Here is a 25,015-nt window from a genome sequence, read left to right as displayed (position 1 = left end):
CGGCCGCCGCGGCGGGAAGAGTTCTTCGAACCTTGGGCGAATGTCACGCTTTCGATCGTACGTTCCCGTCCGGCGTGATCTTGAGGCGCCCGGACCCGACGGCCCGGACCCGCCCGGCGCTCACTCAGCGTGTGGGCGCCACCCGTAATTCACCTGGACGTCACCGGATGTTGTGTACACCTCACACTTCAGTTACCCCGGGCGCGGAATGGTGCATGCACATGACCACCCGGCGATCCGCAGCAGCACTCTCCCGAACCTTTCTGGCCCGGACCACGGCCATGGCGATGGGCGCGTGGCTCGTCGCCGGCTGCGGGGCGCTCCCCGGAGTCTCGGGGGGCTCCGGGGGCGCCGACACCCTCACCGTCATGACCTTCGCCCCGGGGGACTCCAAGGCGACCAACATGCCGGGCATGCCGGGCATGGCCAAGGCGTACGAGCGCTGGGTCAACGCCAAGGGCGGCATCAACGGCCGCAAGCTCCGCGTGCTGACCTGCGACGAGCGCAACACCCCGACCGGGGCCGCCGACTGCGCCCGCAAGGCCGTCGCCGAGAAGGCCGTCGCCGTCATCGGCTCCTACAGCCAGCACGGGCGCGCCTTCCTGGCCCCGCTGGAAGTGGCGGGCATCCCGTTCATCGGCGGGTACGGGGTCTCCCCCGAGGAGTTCCAGTCCCCGCTCTCCTACCCGGTCAACGGCGGCCAGCCCGTCCTGGTGGCCGGCGCCGGCCACCAGCTGGGGCGCGCCTGCGCCAAGGTCGCCCTGGTCCGCCCCGACACCTTCGCCGGCGACTCCCTGCCGGGCCAGCTCAACTCCGGCCTCAAGGCCAACCAGATGCCCGGGGCCACCGACATCCGGGCCGCCGAGGACTCCGCGGACCTCTCCGTCCAGGCCAACGAGGCCCTGGCCGCCTCCTCCCCCGGCGGCTCCCCGAAGGGCGGGGCCTCCTCGGTGAAGGACGGCAGGGACGGCAAGGACGGCAAGGACAAGGGCTGCGTGGCCGCCGTGCTCGGCGCACGCACCGAGACCTTCTTCGACGCCTTCCGCCGCGCCGACTCCCAGAACCGCAAGCCGCAGATCTCCTCGGTGCTCGGCTCGGTCAGCCAGGCCCTGGTCGACCGCACCGGCGGCAAGGAGAGCCCCTTCGAGGGCGCGTACGTCACGAGCTGGTACCCGGTCGCCTCGGACCCGCTCTGGACGCAGATGCGCAACGTCATCGCCGACTACGCCTTCGGCGACAACGCCGTGGACCCCGACGACAGCGGCGCCCAGACCACCTGGATCGCGTACACGGTGTTCAGCGAGATGGTGAAGCGCTTCGGCGGGGACGAGGAGATCACCGGGCGCAGCCTCACCCGCAAGCTCAACCAGGCCGAGCCGGTCAAGACCGGCGGCCTGACCCCCGACCTCAGCTGGCGCTACCAGGACATGCGCGCCGTCTCCGGCTTCCCCCGCATGGTCAACGGCCGGGTCACCTTCCAGATCGTCCAGCAGGGCCGCCTGGTCGCCCAGCCGGGCGGGGAGCCGTCCCTGGACATGACCAAGACCCTGGAACAGTCCCCCCGTTCGAGCTAAGGCACGGCCCAGGGCGCGTCGTGCCCTAGAGCTGGCTCTTGTCCCGCTTGGTGAGGCCGTACTTGCCGGCAATGGTGTTCCACAGCCCGGCCGCGGTCTCCTTGGCGCGGGTGGCGTCGCCGCTCGCCTTGTTCCCGTCCGAGGCGTTGCCGGTGGACCTGGCCTTGCCGTCCTTGCACTTGCCGCCGTCGCCCTTGAGGTCGTCCGCCCAGGCCGCGTAGCTGTTGTCGGCCTCGGCGGAGGCCTTCCACGCCTTGGTGAGGGCCGCGGTCAGCTTCCCGTCGTTGGGGAGCTTGTCCACCTTGAGCTCCTGGAGCCGGGTCACCAGCTCCTCGCGCTGGCGGGCCGCGTCGCGCAGGTCGGTGGCCGCCTGCTCCAGGTTGCTGCAGCCCTTGATGTCCTCGACGGCCTTGATCACCGCGGCCCGGCTGTCGTTGCTGTCCGCGAGGAGCTTGTCGAGCTGGACCGCCTGCGGCTGCGCGGGGTCCAGCGCGACCTCTCCGGTGTCCGCAGTGGAGCTGCCGGGCTTGGGGGCGGGTGCCACGGCGGCCGGGTCGTTGTTCTGCGCCTTGCCGTCACTGAGCAGCGCGCCGACCCCGAGCCCGACGACGGCCAGGCCGATGACCACGGCGCCGATGATCGCGGGCGAGACCCTGCGGGGGGCGGGCGGCTCCTCGAAGGGCGGCTGCGGCGGGTACTGCTGCGGCGGCGGCGCGAACTGCTGGTGCTGCTGCGGGTGTTGCTGCCGCGCGAACTGCTGCGGCTGCTGCGGGTGCTGCTGCGGATGGGAGCGCTGCGGCGGCTGCCGGCGCAGCACCGGCTCCTGGACGGGCGGCAGTTGCGCCGTGTGCTGCAACTCCTCGCCCCGGAACAGTCCGTCGAAGCCGGCCGCGGGATCGGCCGGCGCGGCCGGGACCGGCGGGATGTACTGCGTCGCGGCCTCCTCGTAGGAGGGGGCCGCGGGGACGGGCGGTATGTACTGCGTGGCCGCCTCGCCGTGCGCCGGGCCCGCGGGGACCGGCGCGATGTACTGCGTGGCCGCCTCCTCGTGCGCGGGGGCGGCGGGCACCGGCGGGATGTACTGGGTGGGCGCCTCCGGCAGCGGCGGGTAGCCGTAGCCGTGGGGGGCGCCGGGACCCTCGTAGCCGGGGCCGACCACGTGACCCTGCGGGTAGCCGTAGGCGGGGCCGTCGGGTGCGGGGTAGCCGTAGGACGGCTGGCCGTAGGGGGGCTGCCCGTAGGACGGCTCGCCCTGCAGGTACTCCGGCTCACCGCCGGGCTGCGCGGGCGGCTGCGTCGGCGGCTGCGCGGGTACGTACGGGCCCCACGGCTCGCCTCCCTGCGGGCTGCCGCCCTGTCCGCTCTCCGTCACCGGAACTCCCTCTCCGACCTTCCGCGTCTACGGAACCGTCGGCTCACGCTACCGTTCCCCGCCGGGATTGCCAGTGCCGGGCCCGGCCCCCGGGACCCGGGCCGGGCACCGGATGTCCGGTATCGGAGGGGAAATCCGCCGTACGCGGCCCGGGCGGCGGGTCAGCCGACCGGCTCCAGGCGGGCGGTGAACTCCCGGGCCGCCGGTTCCTCCCGGTACGGGTCCAGGCGGGTGCGGAAGTCCTCCAGGTACGCCGCCCCGCGGTGCGAGCGCAGGCCCGACAGCAGCTCCGCGGCCTGCGTGGCCGTCTGACAGGCGGCCTCCACCTCGCGCTGCTGGACCCGCGCCGCCGCCAGCAGGAGCAGGCCGATCGCCCGGCGCCGCGCCTTGCCCGCCGGGAGGTCCCGCAGGGACTCCTCCGCGCGCTTCGCCGCCGCGTCGGCCTGGCCCAGGTCCCGGTGGCAGTGCGCCAGTTCGTCCGCGAGGTAGGCCCGGTCGAAGTGCCGGATCCACTCGGGGTCGTCCCCCGACTCCGGCTCCGCCCGCTCCAGCGCCGTCAGCGCCCGCGAGGACAGCACCCCCGTCGCGCGCGCGTCGCCGAGGAGCGCGTGCCCGCGCGCCTCCGCCGCGTAGAACATCGCCTCCACCCGGGGGGTGACCTGGCCCCGCGTGCCCTCCTGCGCCGCTCTGGCCAGCTGCGCGATCTCCCTCGGGTTGCCCAGTTCGGCCGCGAGGTGACTCATCGAAGCCGCCAGTACGTACCCCCCGTACGCGCGGTCGCCCGCCGCCTGGGCCAGGCGCAGCGCCTGGATGTAGTACCGCTGGGCCAGGCCCGGCTGGCCGGTGTCCACCGCCATGTAGCCCGCCAGCTCCGTGAGGCGGGCCACCGCCGCGAACAACGCCCGGCCCACCGGCTCCCGGTACGAGCCGCCGATCAGTCCGGAGACCACCGAGTTGAGGTAGTGCACCACCACCGGGCGCACGTGCCCGCTGCCGAAGCGGTGGTCGAGGTCCTTCAGCGCCTGCGTGGTGGCCCGTACCGCCTCCACGTCCGACATCCCCACCCGCGAGCCGCCGCTGCGCGCGACCTGCGCGTCGGCCCCGGTGATGAGCCAGTCGCGGCTCGGCTCCACCAGCGCCGAGGAGGCCACGCTCGACCCCGACAGGAAGTCGCGCCGCCCCACGTCGCTCCGCCACAACTCGCTGACCTGCTCGATCGCGCCGATGACGGTCGGGGAGAACTGCAGGCCGACGCCCGAGGCGAGGTTCTTGCCGTTGGCCATGCCGATCTCGTCGATCGTGACGGTCCGGCCGAGTTTGCGGCCCAGCGCCTCGGCGATGATCCCCGGGGCCCGGCCGCGCGGCTGCTGGCCGCGCAGCCAGCGGGCCACGGAGGTCTTGTCGTAGCGGAGGTCGAGACCGTGCTCGGCCCCGCACATGTTGACGCGCCGGGCGAGCCCGGCATTGGAGCACCCGGCTTCCTGGATGAGCGCCTGCAGCCGTTCGTTCGGCTGGCGGGCGACGAGAGGCCTGGCTGCCATGAAAACCCCCAGAGACGCGGGTGATCGTTCGAATGATCACTTCCCGCCTGATGTGCGGGGAATCTTCCCCATTGCGTCCTGTCGTTACCCACCTCCGGCGCCCCGGCCTCCTACGCGCCCCCCGCGATGCACCGATGCGCCCCGCATGCAGGATCGATGCTCCCGAGCCCGGCCGGTTGACGCCCGTAACCCCCGGTGACCGCAAGAGTTGTGTTGCACGTGGAAAAGACCATCGGAGTCACGGAGACCGCGCCCCTCCCCCCGCAGCGCAGTGAGCCGCTGCTGGACCATGCCGTGCGGTACACGGAAGAACGGCACTGGGATGTCTTCGCCGGCACCTGGCTGGAGTCCGGCGACGGGCGGGAGCGGTGCTCGTGCGGGGCGGCGGAGTGCCCCGTGCCCGGCGCGCACGCCGCGGGGAAGGACTGGGCCTCGCAGGCCTCGGGCAGTGCCGTGCAGGTCAGGCGAGTGTGGGGGAAGAACCCGAAGGCCTCCATCCTGCTGCCCACCGGCCGGACCTTCGACGCGCTCGACGTCCCGGACGCGGCCGGCTTCCTGGCCCTGGCCCGGCTCCAGCGCATGCAGCGCACCCTCGGACCGGTGATCGCCAACCCGGCGGGGCGGATGCTGTTCTTCGTGCTGCCCGGCGCCGGGGCGAAGGTGCCCGACCTGCTGCGCAAGATCGGCTGGCAGCCGGCCCAGCTCGACCTGGTCGCACGCGGTGAGGGCGAGTACGTGCCCGCGCCGCCGACCCGCATCGGCGGCCGCGGTTCGGTGCAGTGGGCGCAGCCGCCGACGGCCGCGAACCGGTGGCTGCCGGACGTGGAGGAGCTGATCGACGCCCTGGCCTACGCCTGCGGGCGCGAGGCGGCGGCGGAACGGGCCCGGCGCGGGGCCTGACCGGCGGACGCGGGCCTGACCGGCGCAAAGGCCCGCCCGGAACTCATGACATAAGTAACTGCCCGGCCTCTTCCCCTCCTCCTATCGTGAGAAAAGCAGGACACGGGGAACAGGACGAGAGGCAGGCGCATGCCGGACCAGGGCGTTGCGATGGGCGGGGCGACGGACGGAACGGGCGGCGGTGCGCGATCCGCGCCGTCCGCCGTACCCGCCGTACGGGTCGAGGGTTTGTGGAAGCGGTTCGGCGAGCAGGTGGCCGTGTCCGGAATCGATCTGGAGCTGCCCGCCGGGCAGTTCATCGGCCTGGTCGGGCCGAACGGCGCGGGCAAGACCACGACCCTGTCCATGATCACCGGGCTGCTGCGCCCGGACATGGGCCGCGTGATCGTCGCCGGGCACGACGTGTGGGCGGACCCGGTGCAGGTCAAGTCCCGGATCGGCGTGCTGCCGGAGGGACTGCGGCTCTTCGAGCGGCTCTCCGGGCGCGAACTGCTCGGCTACATGGGCCGGCTGCGGGGGCTGCCGGGCCGCGAGACGGACAGCCGGGCCACGCAGCTGCTGGACATCCTGGACCTGGCCGGTTCGCAGAACAAGCTGATCGTCGACTACTCGACGGGCATGCGGAAGAAGATCGGCCTGGCGGCCGCACTGCTCCACAACCCCGAAGTGCTCTTCCTGGACGAGCCGTTCGAGGGCGTGGACCCGGTGTCCGCGCAGACCATCCGCGGAGTGCTGGAACGCTACACCTCCTCCGGAGCCACGGTCGTCTTCTCCTCCCACGTCATGGAGCTCGTCGAGTCGCTGTGCGACTGGGTGGCCGTCATGGCCGCCGGCCGGATCCGGGCCGCGGGCCCGCTGGCCGAGGTACGGGGCGACGCGCCCTCGCTGCAGGCCGCGTTCCTGGAGCTGGTCGGAGCGCAGGGCCGCGCCACGGGCGAGTCCCTGGACTGGCTCGGCGGCGGGGCCGCGGGCAACGGGGCGGGCGTCCGATGAGCACGTCCGCCGCACCGGTCGCCTCCACCGCATCCGTGACGTCCGCCGCGCCGGCCGCGACCGTCGACATCACCCCGATCTTCGTCCGCCTCAAGCTGTCGCTCCTGCGCAACGGGCTCAAGGGCTCCTCGAAGCGCAAGGCCGCCTACTTCGGCGCCCTCGCCTTCTCCCTCGTCGTCGCCTTCTTCACCACGCTCGGCCTCGCCCTGCTGCGCGGCAACGCGCACGCCGGGACGGTCGTCGTCCTGCTGGCCGCGATCATGGCGCTCGGCTGGACGTTCGTCCCGCTGTTCTTCCCCACCGGCGACGAGACCCTCGACGCGAGCCGGCTGGTCATGCTGCCGCTGCGCCCGCGTCCGCTCGTACGGGCCCTGCTGGCCTCCTCGCTCGTCGGCATCGGGCCGCTGTTCACCCTGTGCCTGGCCATCGGCTCGGTCATCGCCCTCGCGCGCGGCGCGGCGGGCATCGTGTCCGCCGTCCTGGCCGTGCCGCTGCTGCTGGTCGGCTGCGTCGCGCTGGCCCGGGCCGTGGCGACCGCCAACGTCAGGCTGCTGACCAGCCGCAAGGGCCGCGACCTCGCCCTGCTCAGCGGCCTGCTGATCGCAATCGGCGCCCAGGTCGCGAACTTCGCCGCCGAGCGGCTGTTCCAGGCCGGCGGCCTGGAGCGGCTGGAGCCGGCCGAGGCGGTCGTGCGCTGGCTGCCGCCCGCGACGGCCGTCGGGATGGTGGACTCCGCGAGCGAGGGCTCGTACGGGATCGCGGCCGCCCAGCTCCTCATCACGGTCGTGGCCCTCGGCCTGCTGCTCCGGTTCTGGGAGCGCAGCCTGACCAAGCTGATGGTCACCCCGGACGGTTCGACGATCGCGGCCGCCAAGGAGAAGAAGACGCGGGCGGCCGGCGCGGCCGGCGGCGGCCGGTCGCTCCTGCCGGACGACCGTACGGGCGCGGCCGTCCGGCGCGCCCTGCACTACATGGTGCGCGACCCGAAGACCAAGTCGGCGTGGGTGTCGGCGCTGGCGATCGGCCTGATCATCCCGGTCGTCAACTCCCTCCAGGGCAACGGCTCGGTGTACCTGGCCTGCTTCGCCTCGGGGATGCTCGGCCTCCAGATGTACAACCAGTTCGGGCAGGACACCTCGGCGTTCTGGATGGTCGCGCAGACCATTTCGAGCACCCGGGACGCGTACGTGGAACTGCGCGCCCGCGCCCTGGCCCTCGGGCTGATCACCGTGCCCTACACGGTGGTGGTCTCGGCGGTCACGGCCGCCCTGGTCGGTGACTGGGCCGGTCTCCCCGGCGCCCTCGGCCTGGCGCTGGCCCTGCTCGGCTCGATGCTGTGCACGGGAGCCCTGGCCTCGGCCCGCTTCCCGTACTCGATCCCCACGGAGGGCGCCTTCAAGAACGTCGCCCCGGGGCAGGGCGCCCTGGCCTGGGCGGGCATCGTCGGCGGCATGCTCGTCTCGGCGGTGGTCTGCGCCCCGGTGATCGTCCTGGCCGTCTACGTCAACGTGGCGGACCAGCAGTCCCTGAGCTGGATCCTGCTCCCCCTCGGCGTGGCCTGGGGCACCCTGGCCACCTGGGCCGGCCTGCGCCTCGCGGCCCCGACGGTGGCGCGCAGGCTCCCGGAGATCCTGCTGGCGGTCAGCAAGGGCTGACCGGACACGAGGCCTGCCTCGAAAGCCGGAACGGGCCGTGGGCCTCCGCTCCCCTCGGGAGTGGAGGCCCACGGCCCGCTCGCTTGGACGAAAGCCGCCGGTCAGAGGGTCGGGAACTTCGCCGTGAAGGCGTTGCCGACGCTCACCACGTCATCGAAGCTGCGCTTGCCCGCGCCGAACTCGGAGCCCGCCATGGCCCGCTTCTTGCCGCCCACGATCTCCCAGACCGTGGCGCTGTTCGGGGAGAGCAGCATCGTGCCGTTGGCCGGGGCGGCCTTCGCGGCGGCCGAGGCCAGCCACTCGCCCGGGGTGCCCAGCAGCGGGCGCTTGTCGTAGCCGAAGCCGGTGAAGTCGGCGTTGGTCAGGGGGACCGCCACACCGCCGGCCATGACGTAGACGGTGGAGTCGGCGCCCGAGACCTCCTTGACGATGGAGCCGTTGGGCATCTGCCGGGCCGCCGCCGAGGCCAGCCAGTCGGTCGGCACCCCCATCAGGGCCTGCTGGTTGTAGCCGTTGGCGGTCCACTCGGCACCCGAGATGTGCAGCGCCGTACCGTTCACGACCACGTAGCGGGACGGGTCGTTGCCGGTCTGGTCCATCACCACGCGGCCGGTCGACACGGTCCGCTGCGCCGCGGCCTGCAGCCAGGCGGTCGGGAGGCCGTAGTCGGCGCGGAGGTTGTAGCCGTCCTCGGTCCAGTCCGACGCGGAGATCGGCAGGGCCGCACCGTCGATGATCACGTACCGGTCGGCGCCGCCGGCCTGGTCGTGGACCACGGTGCCGGCGGGCGGGGCACTGGGCAGGCCGTTGAAGGCGTTGGGGTCGATGGTCACGACCTTGCCCAGGTCGTAGTGGTCCGGGGCGACGTCCGAGCCGGCCACTGGGACACCCGCCCCGGCGATCATCACCCGTACGTCCGGGCCGTTCGGCGACTTCACCAGGGTGCCGTTGGCCAGGGAGGAGGGGGCCGGGTAGGTCGGGCCGGTCGGGTACGGGTTCGCGTGGTCGGCGCCCAGGCCCGCGGCCGGGCCGCAGTTGGGCCAGGCACCCTGGCCCTGCCCGGCCAGGATCTTCTCGCCGATCAGGATCTGCTGCTGCTTGGTGGCGTGGTCCGCCCGGTCGGCGTACTGCGTACCGCCGTAGGCACGCCAGGTCGGCATCGATATCTGCAGTCCGCCGAAGTAGCTGCCACTGGGGTCGATGATCTTCCAGTTTCCGCTGGCCTCGCACTGCGCGACCTTGTCCCAGGTCGCGATGGACGCGGCGGAGGCGGGGGTGCTCGCGAGGAGCGGGGCGGCCAGGGCCAGCAGGGCGGTGGCGGCGGTGGCGAGTGCGGAGTTCTTGCGGGCGGCGGCGGAGCGCATCGGGATTCCCTCGGGGAGCAGGTCGGTCGGGGTGTCGGCGGCGGAGCGGCCGGGACCGAGCCGCCCGGCTGTTCGGGCCGGGCGGCTCAGGGGCGGTGCTCAGGGGTGGATCTCAGCGGTGGACCTCAGCGGCGGCGCTCAGTGGCGGCGCCGGCGGCGACCGGGATCAGGCGGTCGGGAACTTGGCGATGAAGGCGGTGCCGACACCGACCACGTCGTCGAAGCTGCGCTTGCCGGCACCGAACTCGGAGCCCGCCATGGCCCGCTTCTTGCCGCCCGTGATCTCCCAGACCGTGGCGTCGTTCAGCGACTTGATCATCGTGCCGTTGGCGGGAGCCGCCTTGGCGGCCGCCGAGGCCAGCCAGGTGCCGGGGGCACCGTCCAGGGGGCGCTGGTCGTAGCCGAAGCCGGTGAAGTCGGCGTTGGTCAGCGGCGCGGCGACGCCACCGGCCATGACGTAGACCGAGGCGGAGGACCCGGAGGCGTCCTTCACGATGGTCCCGTTGGCGACCTGCTTGGTCACCGCCGAGCCGAGCCACTCACCGGGGACACCCATCAGGGACAGCTTGTCGTAGCCGACTCCGGTCCACTCGGCGCCGGAGATGCCCACCGGGGTGCCGCCGACCATGACGTAGCGGGAGGGGTCGGTGGCCGACTGGTTCATGACGACCGTGCCGGACTCCAGCGGCTTCGCCACGGCGCCCTTCAGCCACTCGGCCGGAACACCCATCAGGGTCTGCTCGTTGTACTTGTCCGCCGTCCACTCGGTGCCGGAGATGTGCAGCGCCGTGCCGGCGACCATCACGTAGCGGGACGGGTCGGTGCCCGACTGGTCCATGACCACGATGCCCGTCGCCACCGTCCGCTGGGCCGCGTTCTTCAGCCACGAGGTCGGAACGCCCATGTCGGCCCGGGTGTTGTAGCCGCCGGAGACCCAGTCCGCGCCACCGATCTTGAGCGCGGCGTCACCGATGATCACGTACCGGTCCGCACCGCCGGCCTGGTCGTGGACCACGGTGCCCGACGGCGGGGCGCTGAAGAGCGAGTGGAAGGCCTGGTCGTCGATGGTGACGACCTTGCCCATGTCGTACTTGTCAGGTGTGACGTCGGACGCCGCCACCGCGAGTCCCGCACCCTTGATCAGCACCTTCACGGCCGGGCTGCTCGCCGACTTCACGAGCGTGCCGTCGGCCAGCGAGGCCGGGTTCGGGAGGGAGGGGGTCGAGCTGCCGGCCGGGGAGATGTAGCCGCTGATCGTCTGCCGCCAGGGGGTTTCGCCCACGCGCCACTTGGAGGTGGAGGCGGTGCTGACGTGACCCGCTCCTCCGCCCTGGTTGCCGCCGGTGATGGTGACCGTGTTCCCGGAGACCCCGGTCACCAGAGCCACGTGCTCGGCGAAGTTGCTGCCGTTGTAGTCGTAGACGACCGCGTCACCGACGTGCGGGGTGTCGGAGAGCGTCCCGTACTTCTTTCCGTAGGCCATGAAGCTGGCCGCCGCGTCGGTCAGGGTCGACAGACCCGTGACCCCGTTGCGGGCCCAGACCCAGCCGGCGAAGTCAGCACACCAGGCGTGCGCCGTACGGCCGTTGCTGCAGCTGTTGTACTGGTTGGGGCCACCGTCGTAACCACCGTGCGCACAGGCTCCGTTGCCCTCCTCGGCACGAGCGGTGGCGGATATTCCGTCGGTCAGCGGCGAGGCGCTGGCCGGGTTGGCGACCACCATGGTGAACGCCGTCGCCGCCAGGGCGGAGGTGGAGGCGATGCGGATGGCGATGGTCTTGATGCTGCGGGACATGGCGAAGCTCCTGATGGCGTGAAAGGAAGTGTGGTGTCGCTGCGGAGACCGCAGACGGGCCTGGTGAAGGCCGAAGTGTGGGGGCGCGCCGGGCCGGTGGGGACGGCTGCCCTGCAGGAGCAGCTGTCGGGCCGGTGGGTGCGGTGCCCGGGTGGTGCGGTGCGGATCGGCACTGGCGGTCGGTCGGCCAGGCGGTGGTGAAGGTGGTACGGGTCCTGCGGGTCTTACGGGTTCTGCGGGTTCTGCGGGTTCTGCGGGTGTGCGGGTCCTACGGGTTCTGCGGGTTCTGCGGTGAAGTTCGTGGGCCGTGACCGGGTGGCGCTTTCGGCGCTGCTGCCCCGGACGGCGGGGCCGGCTACTCCCAGGCGGTGGTGTTCTTGCCGACCGGAGCGGTCTCCCAGGCGGTGGTCTTCTTGCCGGCGGGGGCGCTCTCCCAGGCGGTGGTGGCGCTGACTCGGGTCTCGCTGGTGTCACCGGTTCCGTGGGCGGCCAGGGCCGGGGTGACGGTGGCGACGGCCAGGGCGAGGGAAGCGACCGCGGCGGCCTTGACGAGGCGAGTGCGAAGCATGGGAGTGGTCCTTTTCGAGAGCTGGGATGACGGGCCTTTTCCGGTCTCACGTCCCGCGGTGACGTTTCCTCCGGTCTTGCCTTCCAGGTGGTGTTCCCTTCCGGTGATCACTACTTTCGTCGCAGGTCAGCGCCGGTGGAAGTACTTTCAGTTGGACGGAACCGGACCTGGACCGTTGTGGCCACGCGTGCCGGAAGCGGCCAGCAGGAGGTGCTCGTAGTACGGCGTGACGAGGGGGACCCCCACGCGGCCGACGGCCCAGCCGGACAGCGCCGGCACCTCCTCGACGGCGCGGCGGCACAGGGCCTCCGTACGCCCCTCCGCCTCGGCCAGGCTGTCGGCGATCAGGTACACGCCCAGCGTCGGGCCCGGCAGCCCTGCCGATAGCCCGCCCGGCAGCCCTGCCGATAGCCCGCCCGGATGCGCACCCGGATGCGTGGACACGTGCTCCACCGGCCCACAGCCCGTGGGATCGGCATCGGCGAGGGCGCGGACGAGTTCGCCCGCGTGCGCGGGGAGTCGGACACCGGGCGCGGGGGCACGCAGGGCCGCGTGGATGAGATACATGCCCACCACGATCCCGGCGACTCCACAACGGGCAAATACCCTGAAGCTGGACGGTTGGGGCCCTGGCCGCAAGTGGCCAGGGCGCCCCGGATGCCCGCCGGACGCGCGTGCGATGATCGGCTGACCTTGATTTACGGGTGTACACAGGGGGGGGGAACCGCTGTGCTGGCAACACTTGGCCTCGATGCGACTGCCGAGGCCGTCTACCGCACCATGCTCGCGCGCCCGCGCGACGGAGTGAGCGCGCTCGCCGAGCGGCTCGGCGTCACCGATACGGAGGTACGACACAGCCTCGACCTGCTCAGTGAACTGGCGCTGATCCGCCCGTCCTACGAGCAGGAGGGCGAACTGCGGGCCGTCTCGCCCGAGGTCGGCATGGAGATCCTCATGGCCCGCCAGCAGGCGGACCTCGCGGCCCAGCAGCTGCGCATCGAGGCATCACGGGCGGCCGCCGCCCAGCTGATCGCGGAGTTCGCCGATCTGAGCCCGGCCGCCTCCAGTCCCGGCGTCGAGCAGCTGGTGGGCCTGGACGAGATCCGCACCAGGATCACCAGCCTGGCGCACGGGGTCCGCACCGACCTGATGACCTTCGCACCCGGCGGGGGCCACCGGCCCGAGACCCTGGAGGCGTCGAAGGCCAGCGACCTGGCCCTGCTGGGCCGCGGGGTACGGATGCGGTCGCTGTTCCAGGACAGCGTCCGCAACAGCCAGACCACCGTGGCCTACGCGGCATGGCTGGGCGAGCTCGGCGGAGAGGTCCGTACCGCACCCGACCTCCCGACCCGGCTGATGATCTTCGACCGCACCACGGCCGTCATCCCGGTCAGCAGCGAGGACAGCGCGGCGGGGGCGGTGGTGCTGACCGGCCAGGGCACCCTGACGGCGCTGTGCGCCCTCTTCGAGAACGTCTGGTCCAACGCCCGTCCGCTGGGCGGCACGGCGGAGGAGCGCAGCGACGGCGGGCTCACCCCGCAGGAGACCACGGTCATCCGGCTGCTGGCGCAGGGCCTCACCGACGAGGCCATCGCCAAGCGGCTCGCCGTGTCGCCGCGCACGGCCCGCCGGCTGGCCACCGGCCTGATGGAACGGCTGAACGCCGCGAGCCGCTTCGAGTTCGGAGTCCGCGCCGTCCAGCGCGGCTGGCTGCCCGGCACGGAGTAGCCGCCGGGCCCGGCGGAGCCGCAGGCCGCGGCACAAAGCCCCCGGGCGCCTCGTGACGGGGCACCCGGGGGCTTCGCGTGGGCACAGCGGTCATCGGGCCGCCGGGCCGAGGCGGACCAGCATCTTGCCGGTGTTCGCGCCGCGCATCATGCCGAGGAAGGCCTCCGGGGCGTGCTCGATGCCGTCGACGACGGTCTCCTCCGTCAGCAGGCTGCCGTCCGCCAGCCATCCCGCCGCCCGGCCGATCCACTCCGGGAACAGGTCGAAGTGGCTGGAGACGAGCATCCCGCGCAGGGTCACCTCGCGGGCGGCGGCCCGGAAGAGGTTGTCCGGGCCCACCGCGGGAGCGGTGGCGTTGTAGCCGCTGATCGCGCCGACCATGGCGATCCGCCCGCCCTGGCGCATCGCGCCGATGGCCGCCTGGAGGTGGTCGCCGCCGACCGCGTCGAGGTAGACGTCGATGCCCTCGGGCGCCGCCTCGGCGAGCTGGCCCGGCAGGTCGCCCTGGCGGTGGTCGACGGCCGCGTCGTAGCCGAAGCGGTCCAGCAGCTTCTTCGTCTTCAGCGGGCCGCCCGCCGAGCCGATCACCCGGGAGGCGCCGAGCCGCCGCGCCAGCTGCCCGGCGACGCTGCCGACCGCGCCGGCGGCGGCGGAGACGAAGACCACGTCGCCCTCCCCGACCGGGGCGGTGCGGGTCAGCGCCGCGTACGCCGTCAGTCCCGTGGTGCCGAGCGGACCGAGGTACGCGGACTGCGAGGCGATCGCCGGGTCCACGACGGTGGCCCCGGCCGCGTCGAGGACCGCGTACTCCCGCCAGCCGAGGAAGTGCGAGACGGTCGCCCCGACCGGGACCGAGGCGGAGCGGGAGGCGACGACCTCGCCGATCGCACTGCCTTCGAGGGCCGTGCCGAGGGCGAAGGGCGGGAGGTAGGAGGGGACGTCGTCCATCCGGCCGCGCATGTACGGGTCCACGGACATCCAGGTGTTGCGGACCAGGATCTGGCCCTCGGCGGGCTCCGGGACCCCGGTGGCGACCAGCTCGAAGTGGTGCGGGCCCGGTTCGCCGACGGGGCGGGAGGCGAGGCGGATCTCGCGGCTGAACGGGGCGGTGGTGGCGGCGGTGTTGGTGTTGGTGTTGGTGTTGGTGCTCATCTGACGATTCCTTCCGGGGCGGTCCCGCAACCACTCGGTCGCGGTCACAGGAACACCATGTCCGGGGCCGCGCACGGGCCGCGCACGGACCGCGCACGCGTCACGCACGGCCCCGCGCACGGCCACCCGTAGCTGACCGACCGCCAAGAAGTAACGTTGCGGCATGCGTTTCGAGGTGCTGGGGCCACTGACCGTCCGCACGGATGACGGCGCTCCCGTCCGCGTCACCGAGGCGAAGGTACGGGCCCTGCTCGCGGCCCTCCTCGTACGCGACGGCCGGCCCGTCCCCGTCGACCGGCTGATCGACGACCTGTGGGGCGAGGCCGGTGACGCCGCCCCCGGCAACCCGGGGAACACCCTCCAGACCAAGGTCTCCCAACTCCGCCGGACCCTCGCCCGGGCGGAGGACGGCGCACGCTCCCTGGTCGCGTACGGTCCCGCGGGCTACGCCCTGCGCGCTCCGGCGGGGGCGGTGGACGCGGACCGCTTCGCGGAGCTGACCGGCGCCGCGCGCAAGGAGGCGGAGCCGCGGGCCAGGGCGGACCTGCTGGCGCGGGCGCTCGGGCTGTGGCAGGGCGAGGCGTACGCCGACTTCCGCGACGCGCAGTTCACGCAGGCGGCCATCGCCCGGCTGGAGGAGCAGCGGATCACCGCGTACGAGGAACTGGCCGAAGCCCGCCTCGAACTGGGCGAACACCACGCACTGGCAGACGAGCTGGCCGGCCCCGCCGCGGCCCGTCCGCTGCGCCAGCGGCTGCGCGGCAGCCAGATGCGGGCCCTGTACCGCGCGGGCCGCCAGAACGAGGCCCTCGCCGTCTACGCCCACCTGCGCGCGCTCTTCGCCGAGGAACTGGGCATCGACCCGGGAGCGGAACTCGCGGCCCTGCACGAGTCCATCCTCCGCCAGGACCCCGCCCTGACGGGTCCGCCGCCGACGGGGCCGGGCGGCGCGGTGCCGAGCGGCGGGGGCCCGAGCGGCGCGGTGCCGAGCGGCGGGGGCCCGAGCGGCGCGGTGCCGGCCGTCACGACGGCGGCGGTCCCGGCGGCGGTCCCGGCGGCGGTCCCGGCGGCGGTCCCGGCGGCGGTCCCGGCGGGCGGAGGCCCTGCCGTCACGATCACGGGCAGCCTGGGCCCGGGCGGGGCGGTGCCGGGCGGCTCGGGCCCGACCGGCGCGGTGCCGGCTGTCCCAACAGCGGCGGTCCCAGGAGGCGGGGGCCCGAGCGGCACGGTGCCGAGCGGCGCGGTGCCGGCCGTCACGACGGCGGCGGTCCCGGCGGGCGGAGGCCCGAGCGGCACGGGCCCGAGCGGCGCAGCGCCGAGCGGCACGGCGCCGGCCGTCACGACGGCGCTGGTCCCGGGAGGCGGAGGCCCTGCCGTCACGATCACGGGCAGCCTGGGCCCGGGCGAGGCCGTACGGGGCGGCCCGGCGCCGGGCGCGGGCTCGGTGCCCGGCATGGCCTCGGCGCCAGGCGCAGCCTCCGTACCGGGGATGACCTCGGCGCCGGGCGCAGCCTCCGTACCGGGCATGACCTCGACTCCGGGCGCAGCCTCCGTACCGGGCATGACCTCGGCGCCGGGCGCAGCCTCCACGCCGGACATGGCCTCCGCGCCAGGCATAGCCTCGGCGCCAGGCATGGCTTCCGTGCCAGGCGCAGCCTCGGCGCCAGGCATGGGCTCCGTGCCGGGCATGGACTCCGCGCTGGGCATCGACTCCGCGCCTGGCCCAGCCTCCGTGCCAGGCATGGGCTCAGTGCCGGACATGGTCTCGGCGCCGGGCGCAGCCTCCGTACCGGGGATGACCTCGGCTCCGGGCGCAGCCTCCGCGCCGGACATGGCCTCCGCGCCAGGCGCAGCCTCGGCGCCGGGCGCGGGCTCGCTGTCCGGCATGGGCCCGGCGCCCGGCATGGGCCCGGTGCCCGGCATGGGGTCGGTTGCGGGGGTTGGGGGCTTGGTGGACGGGGCTCGGGGCCGGGGGGTCGGGGGTGGCGGGGGGAATCTGCCCGCCCCCGTCAGCTCCCTCGTGGGGCGCGAGGAGGCCGTCGCCCGGGTGTGCGCGGCGCTGCGGGACGGCCGGCTGGTGACGCTGTGCGGACCCGGCGGCGTCGGCAAGACCCGGCTCGCGCTCGCCGCGGGGGCCCGGCTGGAGGAGGCCCACCCCGACGGCGTGTGGTTCGTGGAACTCGCCGGCACGCAGGGCCCGTCGGTCGCCGGGGCGGTGGCCGCCGCGCTCGGGCTCCGCGAGGACGACGCGGGCGGCGGCCCCGTCGAGGAGCGGCTCGCCGAGGCCCTGCGCAGGCGTACGGCGCTCCTCGTACTCGACAACTGCGAGCACCTCCTCCCGGCCGCGGCGGCCCTCGCCGCCCGGCTCCTGCGCCGCGCCCCCGGACTGCGGATCCTCGCCACCAGCCAGGAGCCCCTCGCGCTCTCGGGCGAGGTGATCGAGGCCGTCGCCCCGCTCGCGGAGGCGCAGGCCGTGGAACTGTTCGCGGCCCGGGCGGCGGCCGCCGCCCCCGGCTTCACCCTCGGCCCCGAGACCACCGGGGCCGTGGCCCTGATCTGCCGCCGGCTGGACGGGATCCCGCTCGCACTGGAACTCGCCGCGACCCGGGTACGGGTCCTGGGCGTGGAGGCCCTGGCGGAACGGCTGCACGACCGGTTCCGCCTGCTCAGCCAGGTGCGCCGGGACGCCCCGGCCCGCCAGCGCACGCTGCGCGCGACGATCGACTGGAGCTGGGAGCTCCTCTCCCCGCCCGAGGCGACGGTGCTGCGCCGGCTGTCGGTGTTCGCGGGCGGATTCACCGTGGAGGCGGCCGAGGCGGTGTGCGCGGACCCGGACGCGGGGATCGCCCCCGAGGACGTACTCGATCTGCTCACGCGGCTCGTGGACTGCTCGCTCGTGGCCACCGCCTACGGGGATCCGGCCTACGGAGACCCGGCCTGCGCGGACCCGGCGTACGGGGACACGGCATACGGGGACACCCGCCTGCGGCTGCTGGAGTCGGTGGCGGCGTACGGGCTGGAGCGCCTCGGCGCCGCCGGGGAGACGGACGCGACCCGGCAGCGGCACGCGCAGTACTGCACGGAGCTCGCCGAGCGCGCGGCCGGGCATCTGCACGGTCCGGGGCAGGGCGCGTGGCTGCGGCGGCTCGACCGGGAGGGCCCCAACACCCGGGCCGCCCTGGACCACTTGGGAGCCGGGGAACCGGGGCGGCGGCTGGTCGGAGCACTGTCCTGGTACTGGTTCCTGCGCGGCCGGATCCGGGAAGCCACCGAGGCCACCCGGACGGCCGGATCCACGACCCTGCACGCCGCCTTCGCCCTGCTCGGCGGAGACGACGGCCACCTGGACGCCGACTTCTCCGGCGCCCCACTCCGGGACCGGTGGCTGCTGGCCCACGCCCGGTGCGGATTCGCCTCCGGCTCCGATCCGGGACCCGGCGTACGGGAGGACGAACTCGTTCTCCTCATCGCCCAGTTCCGCGCACGGGGCGATCAATGGGGAGAGGGGGCAGCGCTACTCACCCTCTCCACCCGGGCCCTGTACGACGGCGACCTCGCGGAACTGCGCGCGAAGGCGGAGGCGGCGGCCACGGTCTTCACGGAACTCGGCGACCGCTGGGGCCAGTTGCAGACCTCGGAGCAGCTCGGCATCCTCGCCGAGGTGACCGGGGACTACGCGGCCGCGGCGCGGCTGCACGAGGACGGCGTACGGGACGCGCGGGAACTGGAGTTGTGGACGCACGCCTCCTTCCGGCTGGCCCGGCAGGGCCGCATCGCGCTGCTGACCGGCGACCTGGCCCGCGCGGCCGACCTGCACGGGCAGGCGCTGCGGCTGGCGGAGGAGCAGTCCCACCGCCCGGCCGAGCAGTTCGCGACGATCGGGCTGGCCCTGGGCGCGCGGCGCGGCGGTGACCTGGCCGGCGCCGAGGCCCTGCTGCGGCCGTGGCTCGACTGGAACCAGCGGCTCGGGGTGGACTCCGGAGCCGCGCTGGTCCTCGCGGAGCTGGGGTACGTCGCGGAGCTGCGGGCCGACCCGGGCACGGCGGAGGCCCTCCACCGCGAAGGCCTCGCGGCGGCCCGCCGCACCGGGGACCCCCGGGCGCTCGCCCTGGCCCTCGAAGGCCTGGCCGGGACACTCCCGCCCGCCCGGGCGGCCTCCCTGCTGGGCACGGCGACGGCGCTGCGCGCCTCGGCGGGCACCCCGCGCCCCCGCGCGGAGCGCGCCGACACCGACCGGGCGACGGCCCGGGCCCGGGCGGCGCTGGGCCCGGAGGCCTTCGCGACGGCCTTCGCCGCGGGCGAGGCCCTCCCCCTGCCGGAGCAGCTCGCCCTCCTGGGCGGCCCGTGAAGACCCCGGGCGGGACGCGGGAGTTGCCCCCGGACGTCGCCGCCGCACTGGACGCCGTACTGGACGCCGTACTGAGTCCACAGCACCCGGTCCACCGCACGCTGCGCCGGCAAGTGCCGCACCTGCGGGTGACCGGCCGCTGCTCGTGCGGCTGCGGCACGACGTACTTCGACCTGGACACGGACCGGGTGGCAGCAGCGCCCACGCCCGCCGGCACCGTGGTCGCGGCCGAGGTTCAGCTGTGCGACGCGGCCGAGGACTGCGTCGGCGAGATCCTCGCGTTCACCCGCAACGGCTTCCTGACCTGGCTGGAGGTCTGCTCCTGGAGCGACGAACCCATCACCCTGACCGACGCCCTGCGCATGCTGCGCCCACCGCCGCCCGGCACTCCGCCCGGCCCCCCGCCGGCCGACTGCCCACCACCGCAGGCCACCTGACGCAGCGAACGACCCGCGAAACCCCCGCGCAGGGCCGCACACGGCCACGGAAGGCCCTGGAAAGCCCGCAGAAGCCCGCGGAAGCCCGCAGCAGGCCTACGACGGCCCCGGCATGCCTGCGGCGGCCCCGCGCACACCCCAGGGCCCCTCAGGGGGCGCCAGAGGTCCGTCCCACCCGGACCCGGAGCGACCCTTGCCGTCCCGGTGGGCCCTGCCGGGGGCACCGCCCGGCCCTCACGCCGAGGCCTTGATGCCCTCCAGGAACGGTTCCACCGCCGCGCGCCAGGCCGCCGGGTGGTCGTAGTGGAGGTAGTGGCCGGCGTCGGGGATTTCCGCGTACTGGCCCGCCGGGAGGACGCGGACCATTTCCTGGGCCTCCGCGCGGCCCAGTTCGCCGTCGAGGCCGCGGACGACCAGCGTCGGGCAGCGGACCTGGGCGAGCTCCTCCCAGTGCGCGTCGTGCACCCACGTCTCCCGTGCGGTCAGCATCTGGCGGCGCGAAAAGAGCGGGCGCCAGCCGTCGTCGGCCTCGTGCATGACCTCCGCGAAGAACTCGCCCCGGCCGGGATCCGGGCGCTCGACCCGCGGGTCGTCCTCGCCGAACCAGCGCCGCGCGGCGTCCTGGGTGGGGAACGGCAGCGGCCAGTGCCGGAACCATTCCTCCCATTCCTGCTGCGACGCCTCGCCCAGCGCGGACGCCCGCATGTCGCAGATGACCAGGGCCGCCACGAGATCGGGGCGGCGGGCCGCGAGCTGCCACGCGGTGAGGGCGCCCATGGAATGGCCGATCAGCGTCACCGGCGCGAGGCCGAGCTGCTCGACCGCCGCTTCGGCGTCGGCCACGAAGGCCTCGCGGCCGTACGCGACCGAGCTGCCGGGGCCGGAGGCCGGGGGGCGCTCGCTCTGGCCGTGGCCGCGCTGGTCGAGGGCGACCACGCGGCGGCTCGCGCCGAGCCAGCGCGCGGTGCCCGCCCAGTGGAAGGCCCGGCCCATCAGACCGTGCAGTAAGAGGGCCGCGGGCTCACCCGACGGCGTCCGCAGCGCAGGCCGCGACGTCGCCGGATCCGGCTCCGCGGCCGCGGGCGCACCCACCGGCACGGTCGCAGCCGCTCCGCGGAACTCCCAGGCCGCCAGGCGTACGCCGTCGGCCCCCGTCACATCGAGGCGTCGTACCACCGCAGATGCACCCCCTTCGCTCCCGGTCACAGTATCGAACCCGTATTCGAAAACGGGGTTCTCGCCGACAACACCGCTCTTTCGAGTGACCTTGCTCAAGGATTGACCGCCGCTGCCGATGGAGATCCTTTCAACAGGGAGGCGGACCGCTCGGGGAAGACGGTCCGAAGGGATGACCTTGAGAGCTCGGGGCTCCAGGTCGAAAAGGGGAGGACCGGTCCCGGCGCCGCGAGGCGCCGGGACCATCCATACAGATCCGCACCGGCCCGCACGCGCCGACACCAGCCGGATTCGCTCGCACTGGCGACCTGATCGAACGTCCGTGCGTCAGCACGTCACCAGGATCGTCAGCACTTCACCAGAACGTCAGCGCTTCACCAGGATCGTCAGCGCTTCACCAGCATCGTCAGCGCTTCGCCACGAACACGTGGGAGGCAATGTCCGCCTCCAGCTCCGCGGCCTCGCCCCCACTGCCGACCAGCACACCGCCGGGCGACTCGGTCACGCTGACCACGGAGCCGGGCTGCACGCCCGCCCGCCGCAGCGTGTACATCAGCTGCGCGTCCGTCTGGATCGGCTCGCCGATCCGGCGGATCACCACGGTTTTGCCCTCCACGCCCGGGTCCAGCTCCGCCAGGCTGACCATGCCCTCCTCCAGGAAGGGATCGGCCTCGGCCTTCTCGCCCAGTTCCTCGAGCCCCGGGATCGGGTTCCCGTACGGCGATTCCGTCGGGTGGCGCAGCAGCTCCAGTACGCGCCGCTCCACCGCCTCGCTCATCACGTGCTCCCAGCGGCAGGCCTCGGCGTGCACCTGCTCCCACTCCAGGCCGATGACGTCGACGAGCAGACACTCCGCGAGACGGTGCTTGCGCATCACCCGCGTCGCCAGCCGGCGCCCCTCTTCGGTCAGTTCCAGGTGCCGGTCGCTGGCGACGGCCACCAGGCCGTCGCGCTCCATCCGCGCCACCGTCTGACTCACCGTCGGGCCGCTCTGGTCGAGCCGCTCGGCGATACGGGCGCGCATGGGGACCACGCCTTCCTCTTCCAGTTCGAGGATGGTGCGGAGGTACATCTCCGTGGTATCGATCAGTCCGGACATTCGTGCCCCTCGGATTGCGTGCGCTGGCCCTGCACCCAATTCTGACCCATCGTGCCGACAACCGTCCCGTGCTGGACGTCAAGGGCCGTTCCGGACTGCCCCGAAACACGCCCCCGGACCCCCCGTCCGCCTCTCATTACGCCGCCCACCGGGCCTTTCGCCCCTTGGATCGACGTTCGTATTGACACGCCCTTGGTCCAGACCGCACGGTGAGCGGCGGACACGGACGACAACCTCACCCACTCCCACCCCGGAAGGCCATCGGCGTATGAGCGAGAGCAAGCTGGCCGGTCAGTTCTTCGACGCCGCGATCGGTCTGCTGGAGCGGGTACGGGACGAGGAGTCCACCCGCATCAACGAGGCCGGCACCGTCATCGCGGACGCCGTGGCCGCCGGGAACAAGCTCTTCGCCTTCGGCGCCGGGCACTCCTCGCTCCCCGCGCAGGACGTGGTCTACCGGGCCGGCGGGCTCGCCCTCATGAACTTCCTCGCCGTCCCCGGAACCGCCGGCATCGACGTCATGCCCGCCACCCTCGGCAGCGCCCTGGAGCGCGTCGACGGCCTCGCCGGGGCGGTCCTGGACAGCAGCCCGGCCAGTGACGGCGACGTCCTCGTGATCATCTCCCTCTCCGGGCGCAACGCGCTGCCCGTCGAGATGGCCATGAACGCCCGCGCGATCGGCCTCAAGGTCATCGGCGTCACCTCGGTGGCCTACGCGACCGACACCAAGTCCCGCCACGTCTCCGGCACCTTCCTCAAGGACCACTGCGACATCGTCCTCGACAGCAAGATCGCGGTCGGCGACGCCGAGCTCACCCACGAGGGCATCGAAGCCCCCTTCGCCCCCGCCTCCACCGTCGTGACCAGCGCGATCATGCAAGCGGTGATGGCAGCCGCGGCCGGCGAGCTCGTCGCCCGCGGGGTCGAGCCGCCGCTGCTGCGCTCGGGCAACGTGGACGGCGGCCACGAGTGGAACGGCCGCGTCATGCAGGAGTACGGCGACCGCATCTTCTTCCGCCACTAGGCTGTCTCTTTCGGATCTTGCCGGACCCGCGACGCCTGGCACCGCGGGCTCGGCCGACAAGATCCGAAAGAGACGACGCAGGTCCCCTCAGGTCCCCGCCGGGTGGCCCCCCGCCAGGTCCAGGTCCGCCGCGACGCGGGCCGCCACCTCCTCCGCGTACGCCGCGTCCGCGCGCTCGAAGGCGGCCCTGGACGGTCCCCGCAGGAACGTCAGCGTCCCCAGGCTCCGGCCCCGGCTGCGCAGCACCGTGCACAGGGCGTGCGCCGCGTCCTCGGGCCAGCGCCGGGCGAGCGCCCACGCCCCGTCGGCCTGCCCGCGCGGCGAGCTGGCCCGCACCGACCCGGCCCGGTCCAGCGCCTGCAGCGCCGGGTGGCCGGCCTCGTAGCGCACGGGGATCGCCCCGGGCTCGGGGAGCTCCGGCAGTCCGGGCGGGGAGGCGCCCCAGCGCAGCAGCCGCGCGGGCGCCAGGTCCCGTAGCGGATCCAGTACGTCCACCAGCGCGTGCTCGGCGAAGCCCGCCAGGGCGAACTCCAGCCGGACCGCAGCGGCCTCCGCCGGGTCCTCGCACTCGGCGGCGGCCCGCCCGGCCCGGTACAGCTGATGGGACCGGAACCGCAGCTGCGCCGTGTCCAGCTGCGCCTGCCGGGCCTCGGTGACGTCCTGGAACAGCAGCGCGACCCCGAGCGGTACGGGTTCCTCCGCGAGCGGCGACGCCAGCCGCAGGAACCCGCACCGCCAGCACCGCCGCCGCACGCCCTCGGGGCCCCGTACGGACACCCACAGCTCCAGCGGCGCCGGGGGCGCGCCCTCGGCCAGTACGTGCTGCAGGGCCCCCTCCAGCTCCTCCACGCCCTGCGCGAGCAGATCGCCCAGCGGCCGCCCGAGCAGCACGGTGCGGCCGGAGCCGAAGGCGCGGGCGGCGTGGACGTTGACCACGGCCGGGCGCAGGTCCACGTCGACGAGCACGACCCCCCAGGAGGCGTCCTCCATGAGCGCCTCGCTCAGGGCGATGGAACGTTCCAGGTCGATCTGCGCGTGCACCTCGCTGAAGGCGCAGTAGACCCCGGCCGGTTTCCCGTCGGCGCCCGGCACCCCGGCGGACTGGGTGCGCACGAGGACCCGCCCGCCGTCCTTGGTCAGCAGGGCGAACTCGTGCACCTGCCGCCCCGGCACGTCCTGCGCGGCCATGAGCCGGTCCTGCACGTCCTGCGCGTCGGCGGCCCGCACGGCCCACCCCGCGAACCCCTTGCGCCCCACGGCTTCGATCGCCGACCACCCCAGGATCCGCTCGGCCTCACGGTTCCAGTGGGTGATCACGCCGTCGGCATCGAACGCGCACAGGGCCGCGTCCATCCCGTCCAGCAGCGCTGCGAGCAGATCGTCGGCGGTCTCACTACGTCCGGATGCAGTCACCTGGGCCCCCTGCAGGTGTTCGCGTGTGCGGCACGTCACGTCATTGAACGCGAACGTGACGCAGCCCACACGGGTTTCTGCGGATTGGGACGATAAATCCGGTCAGGACGAGCCGGAGGTCATGACACCCACGGCGATCACCCCGAGGCCCACGGCAACGGTGAGGGCGACGACGACCACGGCCACCCGCCACCCGGTGACCCACCGGTAGGCGTTCTCCCACTGCGCCGTCCGCCCGGCGATGCGCGGCTCGGCCTGCGGGTCGGGCGTCCAGTCGGCCCGGCGGTGCTCCGCCAGGAGGGAGCGCAGCGCCTCGGCCTCCTGCTCGACCTGCTCGGCGTCCGTCAGCTCGTTGTCGTCGATGCACGGCAGGCCCACCCGCCGGCCGTCGGTGCGGTAGGCGTACACGACGAGGCCGGGCCCGGCGCCCCCTTGCGTGTGGGGGATGACCACGGAACGGATGTCGTGGATGTCGTCCCAGGCGAGACGGCGCACACCGAGCGCGTTCCGCAGGGAGATGCCCTCGAGGTCCACGGTGGTGAAGCGGCGCGTCCGGGCGTACAGGACCCACGCGACGAAGACCGTCATGAGGGCGATGAACAGCACCCTCAGCCAGGCCGGCACGGGCAGCTCCCAGCTCTGCACGAGGAGGAGCGCGAGACCTCCGACCAGGGCGACGATCAGCGCCCGGTTCCCCGGCTTCGTCCGGTAGTGGCGTGGCAGTGCGATGTCCGGCATGGCTCCCCCTGGATCTTGCTTCCCAACGGGCCCATCCTCGCCCGCACACCGGGGAGAAATAAACAGTTGTGGGCCCGGACGGGGCTGCCTAGGCTCTGTGTCACACGAGAAGGGAGGTGGTTGCCGCAATGTACGGAA

General features: G+C 73.7%; 19 protein-coding genes and 1 pseudogene. 9 read left to right on the top strand and 11 right to left on the bottom strand.

Annotated features, from left to right (window positions below; translation table 11 throughout):
* Nucleotides 1-221: 221 nt before the first annotated feature.
* Nucleotides 222-1,574 carry an ABC transporter substrate-binding protein gene (locus ACWCP2_RS15900; RefSeq protein ID WP_450909157.1) on the top strand — a complete coding sequence of 451 codons (1,353 nt, stop codon included), beginning with the start codon at nt 222-224 and terminating at the stop codon, nt 1,572-1,574.
* A 25-nt stretch (nt 1,575-1,599) separates the two neighbouring features.
* Here ACWCP2_RS15900 and ACWCP2_RS15895 read toward each other — a convergent pair whose 3' ends face one another.
* Nucleotides 1,600-2,946, bottom strand: coding sequence for a hypothetical protein (locus ACWCP2_RS15895; protein WP_450909156.1), 1,347 nt, complete (start codon nt 2,944-2,946; stop codon nt 1,600-1,602).
* A gap of 161 nt (nt 2,947-3,107) precedes the next feature.
* Entirely contained in the window at nt 3,108-4,487 is a 1,380-nt protein-coding gene (locus tag ACWCP2_RS15890; protein ID WP_450909155.1) for a transcriptional regulator, read from the bottom strand.
* Between the two features lie 210 nt (nt 4,488-4,697).
* On the opposite strand from ACWCP2_RS15890, the gene ACWCP2_RS15885 reads away from it, so the two are divergent.
* The 3 genes from ACWCP2_RS15885 (at nt 4,698) to ACWCP2_RS15875 (ending at nt 8,035) form a co-directional block, all read left to right on the top strand.
* A complete protein-coding gene (locus ACWCP2_RS15885; RefSeq protein ID WP_450909154.1) occupies nt 4,698-5,387 on the top strand; it encodes a bifunctional DNA primase/polymerase in 690 nt (229 codons plus the stop codon).
* A gap of 129 nt (nt 5,388-5,516) precedes the next feature.
* A complete protein-coding gene (locus ACWCP2_RS15880) occupies nt 5,517-6,380 on the top strand; it encodes an ABC transporter ATP-binding protein (protein ID WP_450909153.1) in 864 nt (287 codons plus the stop codon).
* The gene (locus ACWCP2_RS15875; RefSeq protein ID WP_450909152.1) at nt 6,377-8,035 is read left to right on the top strand and encodes a transporter; all 1,659 of its coding nucleotides are present in this window, start codon (nt 6,377-6,379) and stop codon (nt 8,033-8,035) included. The genes ACWCP2_RS15880 and ACWCP2_RS15875 overlap by 4 nt, the downstream gene beginning before the upstream one ends.
* 101 nt (nt 8,036-8,136) lie before the next feature.
* Here the strand turns inward: ACWCP2_RS15875 and ACWCP2_RS15870 are convergent, their stop codons facing one another.
* From ACWCP2_RS15870 to ACWCP2_RS15855, 4 genes are all read right to left on the bottom strand, one after another.
* A complete protein-coding gene (locus ACWCP2_RS15870) occupies nt 8,137-9,399 on the bottom strand; it encodes a transglycosylase family protein (RefSeq protein ID WP_450909151.1) in 1,263 nt (420 codons plus the stop codon).
* Between the two features lie 166 nt (nt 9,400-9,565).
* Nucleotides 9,566-11,194, bottom strand: a complete 1,629-nt coding sequence (locus ACWCP2_RS15865) for a CHAP domain-containing protein (RefSeq protein ID WP_450909150.1) — start codon at nt 11,192-11,194, stop codon at nt 9,566-9,568.
* A gap of 355 nt (nt 11,195-11,549) precedes the next feature.
* Nucleotides 11,550-11,762, bottom strand: a complete 213-nt coding sequence (locus ACWCP2_RS15860) for a hypothetical protein (RefSeq protein ID WP_450909149.1) — start codon at nt 11,760-11,762, stop codon at nt 11,550-11,552.
* A gap of 147 nt (nt 11,763-11,909) precedes the next feature.
* Complete coding sequence (locus tag ACWCP2_RS15855) at nt 11,910-12,329, bottom strand: hypothetical protein (protein WP_450909148.1); 420 nt, start codon at nt 12,327-12,329, stop codon at nt 11,910-11,912.
* A 162-nt stretch (nt 12,330-12,491) separates the two neighbouring features.
* Here ACWCP2_RS15855 and ACWCP2_RS15850 point away from each other — a divergent pair, with 162 nt between their 5' ends.
* A complete protein-coding gene (locus ACWCP2_RS15850) occupies nt 12,492-13,490 on the top strand; it encodes a helix-turn-helix transcriptional regulator (protein WP_450909147.1) in 999 nt (332 codons plus the stop codon).
* 90 nt (nt 13,491-13,580) lie between these two features.
* Here the strand turns inward: ACWCP2_RS15850 and ACWCP2_RS15845 are convergent, their stop codons facing one another.
* Nucleotides 13,581-14,642, bottom strand: coding sequence for an NADP-dependent oxidoreductase (locus ACWCP2_RS15845; RefSeq protein ID WP_450909146.1), 1,062 nt, complete (start codon nt 14,640-14,642; stop codon nt 13,581-13,583).
* A gap of 394 nt (nt 14,643-15,036) precedes the next feature.
* Here ACWCP2_RS15845 and ACWCP2_RS15840 point away from each other — a divergent pair.
* The 3 genes and pseudogenes from ACWCP2_RS15840 to ACWCP2_RS15830 all read left to right on the top strand — a co-directional run.
* Nucleotides 15,037-15,531, top strand: a pseudogene (locus ACWCP2_RS15840) (AfsR/SARP family transcriptional regulator); the annotation flags it as partial.
* 564 nt (nt 15,532-16,095) lie between these two features.
* Nucleotides 16,096-18,990 (top strand): AAA family ATPase, encoded by a 2,895-nt coding sequence (locus ACWCP2_RS15835; protein WP_450909220.1) that lies wholly within the window; start codon nt 16,096-16,098, stop codon nt 18,988-18,990.
* The gene (locus ACWCP2_RS15830) at nt 18,987-19,427 is read left to right on the top strand and encodes a hypothetical protein (protein WP_450909145.1); all 441 of its coding nucleotides are present in this window, start codon (nt 18,987-18,989) and stop codon (nt 19,425-19,427) included. The genes ACWCP2_RS15835 and ACWCP2_RS15830 overlap by 4 nt, the downstream gene beginning before the upstream one ends.
* 234 nt (nt 19,428-19,661) lie before the next feature.
* Here the strand turns inward: ACWCP2_RS15830 and ACWCP2_RS15825 are convergent, their stop codons facing one another.
* The gene (locus ACWCP2_RS15825) at nt 19,662-20,603 is read right to left on the bottom strand and encodes an alpha/beta fold hydrolase (RefSeq protein ID WP_450909144.1); all 942 of its coding nucleotides are present in this window, start codon (nt 20,601-20,603) and stop codon (nt 19,662-19,664) included.
* A 406-nt stretch (nt 20,604-21,009) separates the two neighbouring features.
* Nucleotides 21,010-21,702: a metal-dependent transcriptional regulator gene (locus tag ACWCP2_RS15820; RefSeq protein ID WP_266878626.1), complete on the bottom strand. Its 693-nt coding sequence runs from the start codon at nt 21,700-21,702 to the stop codon at nt 21,010-21,012.
* Nucleotides 21,703-21,970: 268 nt separating this feature from the next.
* Here ACWCP2_RS15820 and ACWCP2_RS15815 point away from each other — a divergent pair, with 268 nt between their 5' ends.
* Entirely contained in the window at nt 21,971-22,726 is a 756-nt protein-coding gene (locus ACWCP2_RS15815) for an SIS domain-containing protein (RefSeq protein ID WP_450909143.1), read from the top strand.
* 87 nt (nt 22,727-22,813) lie between these two features.
* On the opposite strand, the gene ACWCP2_RS15810 is transcribed toward ACWCP2_RS15815, so the two are convergent.
* Together ACWCP2_RS15810 and ACWCP2_RS15805 are read right to left on the bottom strand one after the other, a co-directional pair.
* Nucleotides 22,814-24,139, bottom strand: a complete 1,326-nt coding sequence (locus ACWCP2_RS15810) for a PAS domain-containing protein (protein WP_450909142.1) — start codon at nt 24,137-24,139, stop codon at nt 22,814-22,816.
* A gap of 102 nt (nt 24,140-24,241) precedes the next feature.
* Entirely contained in the window at nt 24,242-24,877 is a 636-nt protein-coding gene (locus ACWCP2_RS15805; RefSeq protein WP_450909141.1) for a PH domain-containing protein, read from the bottom strand.
* Nucleotides 24,878-25,015: the final 138 nt, after the last annotated feature.

This window comes from Streptomyces sp. NPDC002104 (assembly GCF_053593795.1).
Note: the sequence above shows the minus strand (reverse complement) of the source record. Positions and strands in the feature narration are given on the sequence as shown.

Coding starts and splice junctions, on each gene's coding strand:
- ACWCP2_RS15900 (WP_450909157.1), top strand. CDS start 222: ATGACCACCCGGCGATCCGCAGCAGCACTCTCCCGAACCTTTCTGGCC.
- ACWCP2_RS15890 (WP_450909155.1), bottom strand. CDS start 4,487: ATGGCAGCCAGGCCTCTCGTCGCCCGCCAGCCGAACGAACGGCTGCAG.
- ACWCP2_RS15880 (WP_450909153.1), top strand. CDS start 5,517: ATGCCGGACCAGGGCGTTGCGATGGGCGGGGCGACGGACGGAACGGGC.
- ACWCP2_RS15875 (WP_450909152.1), top strand. CDS start 6,377: ATGAGCACGTCCGCCGCACCGGTCGCCTCCACCGCATCCGTGACGTCC.
- ACWCP2_RS15870 (WP_450909151.1), bottom strand. CDS start 9,399: ATGCGCTCCGCCGCCGCCCGCAAGAACTCCGCACTCGCCACCGCCGCC.
- ACWCP2_RS15865 (WP_450909150.1), bottom strand. CDS start 11,194: ATGTCCCGCAGCATCAAGACCATCGCCATCCGCATCGCCTCCACCTCC.
- ACWCP2_RS15860 (WP_450909149.1), bottom strand. CDS start 11,762: ATGCTTCGCACTCGCCTCGTCAAGGCCGCCGCGGTCGCTTCCCTCGCC.
- ACWCP2_RS15855 (WP_450909148.1), bottom strand. CDS start 12,329: ATGTATCTCATCCACGCGGCCCTGCGTGCCCCCGCGCCCGGTGTCCGA.
- ACWCP2_RS15845 (WP_450909146.1), bottom strand. CDS start 14,642: ATGAGCACCAACACCAACACCAACACCAACACCGCCGCCACCACCGCC.
- ACWCP2_RS15835 (WP_450909220.1), top strand. CDS start 16,096: ATGGCCTCGGCGCCAGGCGCAGCCTCCGTACCGGGGATGACCTCGGCG.
- ACWCP2_RS15820 (WP_266878626.1), bottom strand. CDS start 21,702: ATGTCCGGACTGATCGATACCACGGAGATGTACCTCCGCACCATCCTC.
- ACWCP2_RS15815 (WP_450909143.1), top strand. CDS start 21,971: ATGAGCGAGAGCAAGCTGGCCGGTCAGTTCTTCGACGCCGCGATCGGT.
- ACWCP2_RS15805 (WP_450909141.1), bottom strand. CDS start 24,877: ATGCCGGACATCGCACTGCCACGCCACTACCGGACGAAGCCGGGGAAC.